We start from the raw sequence: 5,483 nt of genomic DNA, 5'->3' as shown, positions 1-5,483 counted from the left end.
CGAAGCCCAGATCACGACGCTGGACCAGCAGACGGCGGGCTTGAACGCCAGCGCGTCCATGGACAACCGGTGGTTGACCAGTGCGGGTCGACAAAGCCTGCAGAATGACCAGAAGAATCTAGGAGAAAACTCCAAAAAAGCAGCCGGTGGAGCAGCCAGAGATTTGCTGCGCGTGACTGGCACATACTCGGCTTATGAAGTGATGTTTACCGAAGATGAAAAAATGTACGCGATCAAGTATGGCGTTGACGGAAAACCGGTGATGCAACAAGATGGCAGCCCGGAAAGGGAGGCTGTGACTGCCGAGCAAATGAAGAATCTGGTTCGAGGCGAGGATGGAAAGCTCTACATTTTCAATAATGGCATCTTCAATGATCAAAGCGCCGCTGCCCAAAACGCGGCTCAGTTCGGGGTACCCAGGGATGGCGAGGCGAGTGTCGATCGCAATCAATACTTCATCGAATTCAAGGAGGCCAGTAATCCTGTGGCCGAGCTGGTAGTGGCTGGGTATCAGAAATACCTGGAAGGAGATTTTTGGGGGCTGACTAATCCTACGCAATTGAACGTGGACATGATCAATCAGTATGGTGCGACAGGATTGACCCTTGATGGGCACAGCCGCGGAACCATGACCATTGGCAACGCCATGCAATCGGTTCTGAATTCTGGCGGCGCGGGTCGATCGCCTGGATTGGATGTGAACTTCTTCGGACCGGCCTTCAATGCAGAATTTGCGGATGGCCTGCTCTCCAAATTACAAGGCGCCGCTGCGGCAACCCAGAATGAGCGAAGCGTTCATTTTCAGAACCACGCGTATGACCCTATCGGAACATTTGTTGGGGGGAATCCCCCATCTGGCGGCGTGGTACCGGAAGGTTCTAGTGGCTTTAACGAGGTGACTCGATCCATAGGAGGTAGCGACACAAGTCACAATTGTTATGGGGGGCTCAGCAGCAGACCCTCTTGCGGTCAACTTTGGGAAGACAAAACGCCAACATGGGGCTTCGCAGATAGGAACAAGAAATGAGAGGGTTTTTTTCTATCTTTGGGGTAGCGTTTCTTTTAGTTGGTTGTGCTGGACCGGCGCGTCTTGAATATCAAGTATGGGAAAAAAAACAAGAAGCACCAGATGACATCAAGAAAGCTTTACTTGAATGTGGTTCGTTTAATCCTTTTAATTACTCAACTTGGCCTGTATCCAAAAACTTCAGCGAAGTTTCAAGTGATGAGGGTTATGAGCGTGCTGTGCGAGTGAGCTTGTGCATGCTAGAAAGTGGATATAAGAGCGTGAGTCGATTCCGTTTTGTGTGCGACACGGAAAGTGGAAAAGATGTGCAGGCATGCAAACCTGAAAATGCTCACCTAATCCCTCGGCGTGACCGCGCCGTTCGCCTGAATAGTGCGTATTGCAAGCACCCCATTTATTCCACATATCCTGCTTGCCAGCCATAGGAGCCTGTATTGAATTTTGTGCTCGAGGTGAACTACCTACCTGTGAACTAAACCGACACCCCGGGCCGAGTCCGATAAAACGTCAACGGCACTTCCCGCGCCTGCTGCTTGATCACCGACGGTTTGATCTTGCCCACGACGTGCATCTCGCAGGGCTTGCAGTCAAAGCGCAGGGTGAATTTTTCCTTGCCCTGGGTGATGGTCATGGGTTCGGCGCGCACGGTGCCTTGCACGCCGGTGACGCCCTTGGCTTGCTTGGGGCAGAGGCTCAAGGAGAAGCGCACGCAGTGCTTGGTGATCATGAGGCTGGCTTCGCCCAGTTCCTCGTGGCTTTCGTAGGCGGCGTCGATGACCTTCACGCCATGACGTGCGTAGAAGGCCGCAGCCTGGCTGTTGTAGACGTTGGCCAGGTAGCTCAGTGTGTCTTCGGGGTAGGGCACGGGCGGTTCCACTGGCTTGGTTTTCGGCAGGCGTTCCCAGGCTGAGGCGCGCGCGGCTTCGAGCGCGGCCACGGCGTCGCGGCGCAGGGCGTTGAGCAGGCTGGCGGGGATGAACCAGGGCTGGCTCAGTTCCAAGGTGATGTTCTGTGCATCGGCCTCGAAGAGCGTGCCGCCGAGCTTGCCCAGGTGTTCGCGCAGCGTGGCCTCTGCGCGGGCCGCGTCCTTGGCCGCTTCGTGAGGGTGCTGTAGTTGCGCGCTGGCGCTGTGTTGGCCGTCGCTCAAAGTTAGGGTGAAGCCGCCGACGGTTTCCTTCAGGGTCAGCGTGACAGGGATCAGCCGTTCGGCGGATTTCTTGTCCAGCAGGCGTTCCCAGGCCATGTCGCGGTTGCGGCTGATCTCCGCGTCCTTGCGCAGGTCCTTGAGCAGGGCGGTGGAGACCGCCTTGCCTTCCTTGGCGGCGGCCAGGTTGGGGAAGACGCGCCACAGCCTGCCGCCCAGGGATTGCGCCACGTTCACGGGCACACCTCGCAGCTCGCCTTGCCGGTCCCACCAAGTCAGGGCATCGCCATTGTTGAGCGCCAGTTCGGCGCTATTGAGTTCCACGTCGAAGCTGTCGGCGTTGACGCGCGTGACGTGGCCGATGGCGATGCCGGCGTGCTTGGGCGTGTCGAAGGCGCCGATGTCTTCTCGGCGGCCGTTGACGAAGTAGTCCGTGCCGCCGCGGTTGAAGCCGCGCTCGGGGTCGGGCGCGAAGGTGTAGCGGCAGTGACCGTCGGAGCTGGCGGCAAATTCGGGGCGGCGTTCCAGCAGTTGGTCCAGCAGTTGCCGGTAATGCGCCGTCACGTTCTTGATGGTCGCCATGTCCTTGTAGCGGCCTTCGATCTTGAAGCTGCGGATGCCCGCGTCCACCAGGGCTTCGAGGTTGGCGCTCTGGTCGTTGTCCTTGAGCGAGAGCACATGCTTGTCGTGCGCGACGATGCGGTTCTGGCTGTCCGTCACGGTCCAGGGCTGGCGGCATTCCTGGCTGCAGCTGCCGCGGTTGGCGCTGCGGCCGGTGACGGCGTGGCTGATGAAGCACTGGCCGCTGTAGGCCACGCACAGCGCGCCGTGGATGAAGAATTCCAGCGTGGCGTCCCGTGCCTCGGCCCGGATGGCCTGGATCTGCTGCAGCGTCAATTCACGCGCCAGCACCATTTGCGAGAACCCGGCGTCTTGCAGGAAGCGGGCTTTTTCGGGCGTGCGGATGTCGGTCTGCGTGCTGGCGTGCAGCTGGATGGGCGGCAGGTCCAGCATGGTCAGGCCCATGTCCTGCACGATCAAGGCGTCGGCGCCCGCGTTCCAGACGTCCCAGGCCATGCGCCGCGCGCCTTCCAGTTCGTCGTCGCGCAGGATGGTGTTGAGCGTGATGAAGATGCGCGCGCCGTAGCGGTGAGCATGGTTGCACAGCCGCTCGATTTCACCGATGGGGTTGCCCGCCTTGTCGCGCGCGCCGAAGGAGGGGCCGCCGATGTAGACGGCGTCCGCGCCGTGGTTGATCGCCTCGATGCCGATGGCGGCGTCGCGGGCGGGGGCGAGGAGTTCGAGGTGTTGGGCGAGGCGGGACGGCATGATGGGGCGGGATTATCCCAGCCTGAAACGACAAACGCGGCCAAGGCCGCGTTTGCTGGGGTGACAAGTAGGACGGGGTTCGCCCGTCGCTTGGCCGCCGGTACGCCTTACTTGATCTTGGCTTTGGCGCGCAGGTCCTTTTGGAACTCCTCGAACTTGCGCTGACCGATTTCCTGGGCCAGTTGGGGTTTCACGTCGTTGAGCGAGGGCAACTGGATATCGCGCACATCTTCGACCTGCAGCAGATGCCAGCCGAATTGCGTTTGGACCGGCGCCTCGCTGGTCTGGCCCTTGCCCAGCGCCTGCAGCGCGGCGGCGAATTCGGGCACATAGCCTTGGGCGGGCGCCCAGTCCAGATCACCACCGCGCGCGGCGGAGCCAGGGTCCTTGGAGTGTTGCTTGGCCAGGGCGTCGAACTTCGCGCCCTTCTTCAGCTGGGCCAGCAGGGCTTGGGCCTCGGCTTCGGTCGGCACCAGGATGTGGCGGGCATGGTATTCCTTGCCACCGTTGGCGGCGACGAAGCGCTGGTAGCCCTCCTGGAAGTCGGCGTCGGTGACGGGGTTGGTTTGTTGGAAGCGCGCCACCAGCTCGCGGATCAGCAGCGATTCCTGCGCGAATTCGATCTGCGCGCGGTACTCGGGCGTGGCGGCCAGTCCCTGGCGGCGCGCTTCCTGTGCCAGCAGTTCACGGTCGATCACGGCCTGCTTGAGTTCTTCCATGATTTCGGGCGTGGGCGGCTGGCCGCGCAGCACCTGACGGGCCAGCGCATCCACACGCGCCGTGGGGATGGGCTTGCCGTTGACGACGGCCAGGTTCTGGGCCTGGGCGACGGACGCGGGCAGGGCCAGCGCGCCAAGCACGAGGGCGGCCGACAGGGCCGTGGAAGTCGCGGAAAGCGTTTTCTTCATGGTGATTCAGAAGGGAGGGGGAAAGAGGGAAACAGTGAAAGAAGGGCGAGCTTCAGAGGATCTCGATGGCCAGCGCATGCACGCTGCTGCCTCTGGGTTCGCCGCGGGTGCCTGCGGTGGCACTGTGCTTGTTGTAGGGGTCGAAAAAATCGTGCAGCGCATCATACACAAGGCGGTGTTGCGCCACGCGGCTACGGCCCGCGAACAGCGGGCTGGCGATGCGCACGCGGAAATGGGTGCCCAAGCCGGTGCCGTTGGAGCCCGCGTGGCCCAGGTGGGCGGCGCTTTCGTCCAGGACTTCCAGCGCGGTGGCTTGCAGGCGCTCTTGCAGCACGGCCTGCATGCGCGAGGCCATGTTGGCCATGCCGATGTCCGCGTTCATGCCGCGTCGCTGTCTTTGCCGGGCGCGGGCTCGCTCTTGAGGTGGCGCGCGACGTAGAAACCTTGGCCCACGATGAAGACCAGCGGGAAGGCATAGCCCCAGAGCTTGAAGTTGACCCAACTCTCGGTGCTGAAATAGGCGGCGACGTAGCCGTTGATGGCCGCCATGAAGGCGCAGTACACCACCCAGGCGCCGTTGAGCCGCATCCACACGGCGTCAGGCAAGGTGAGCTGGCTGCCCAGCAACAGCTTGAGGAAGTTCTTGCGCAGGCCCCAGACGGCCACGCCCAAGGCAATGGCCAACGCCGCGTAGAGCACGGTGGGTTTCCACTTGATGAAGCGGTCGTCGTGCAGGGTGAGGGTGAGCGCGCCGAAGATCAGGATCAGGGCCAGCGTGATCTTGTGCATGGCCTGCAGCTTGCGGTCGATGCTGTAGATGATGGCCATCTGCGCGACGGTGGCGGCCATCAGCACGGCGGTGGCGGTGTAGATGCCGTAGAGCTTGTAGGCGCCGAAGAAGAAGAGCAGGGGGAGGAAGTCGAGCAGGAGTTTCATGCGGGGGATTTTCTCATTCGGCCGGTGCAGGGTTGGAGCGGTGTCGGTGGGTTCTGTGGTTGCTGGTGGCGACGCAGGCGCATGGGGCGGCGGACCGCTCCTCATACGATTTGCTGCGCAAATCCAAATCGTCGGGTTC

The 5,483-nt window shown here is 61.5% G+C and carries 6 protein-coding genes; 2 read left to right on the top strand and 4 right to left on the bottom strand.

The genetic code is table 11. The features are described 5' to 3' along the window. Both HGR_RS17580 and HGR_RS17365 read left to right on the top strand, forming a co-directional pair. On the top strand, positions 1 to 1,027 hold a 1,027-nt coding region (locus tag HGR_RS17580), incomplete at its 5' end, for a hypothetical protein (protein ID WP_006298536.1). After that, entirely contained in the window at positions 1,024 to 1,452 is a 429-nt protein-coding gene (locus HGR_RS17365) for a hypothetical protein (RefSeq protein ID WP_138922507.1), read from the top strand. The genes HGR_RS17580 and HGR_RS17365, both read left to right, overlap by 4 nt. Positions 1,453 to 1,499: 47 nt before the next feature. Here the strand turns inward: HGR_RS17365 and HGR_RS12025 are convergent, their stop codons facing one another. The 4 genes from HGR_RS12025 to HGR_RS12010 all read right to left on the bottom strand — a co-directional run bounded on the left by HGR_RS12025 (position 1,500) and on the right by HGR_RS12010 (position 5,344). Continuing rightward, on the bottom strand, positions 1,500 to 3,500 hold the full coding sequence (locus HGR_RS12025; protein ID WP_006298535.1) for a peptidase U32 family protein: 2,001 nt from the start codon (positions 3,498 to 3,500) through the stop codon (positions 1,500 to 1,502). A 107-nt stretch (positions 3,501 to 3,607) separates the two neighbouring features. Then, on the bottom strand, positions 3,608 to 4,408 hold the full coding sequence (locus HGR_RS12020) for a peptidylprolyl isomerase (protein WP_006298534.1): 801 nt from the start codon (positions 4,406 to 4,408) through the stop codon (positions 3,608 to 3,610). A 52-nt stretch (positions 4,409 to 4,460) separates the two neighbouring features. Further along, positions 4,461 to 4,772, bottom strand: coding sequence for a BolA family protein (locus HGR_RS12015; RefSeq protein ID WP_081463532.1), 312 nt, complete (start codon positions 4,770 to 4,772; stop codon positions 4,461 to 4,463). A gap of 14 nt (positions 4,773 to 4,786) precedes the next feature. After that, complete coding sequence (locus tag HGR_RS12010; protein ID WP_006298532.1) at positions 4,787 to 5,344, bottom strand: septation protein A; 558 nt, start codon at positions 5,342 to 5,344, stop codon at positions 4,787 to 4,789. Positions 5,345 to 5,483 lie beyond the last annotated feature (139 nt).

This window comes from Hylemonella gracilis ATCC 19624 (assembly GCF_000211835.1).
Lineage (GTDB): Bacteria > Pseudomonadota > Gammaproteobacteria > Burkholderiales > Burkholderiaceae_C > Hylemonella > Hylemonella gracilis.
Note: the sequence above shows the minus strand (reverse complement) of the source record. Positions and strands in the feature narration are given on the sequence as shown.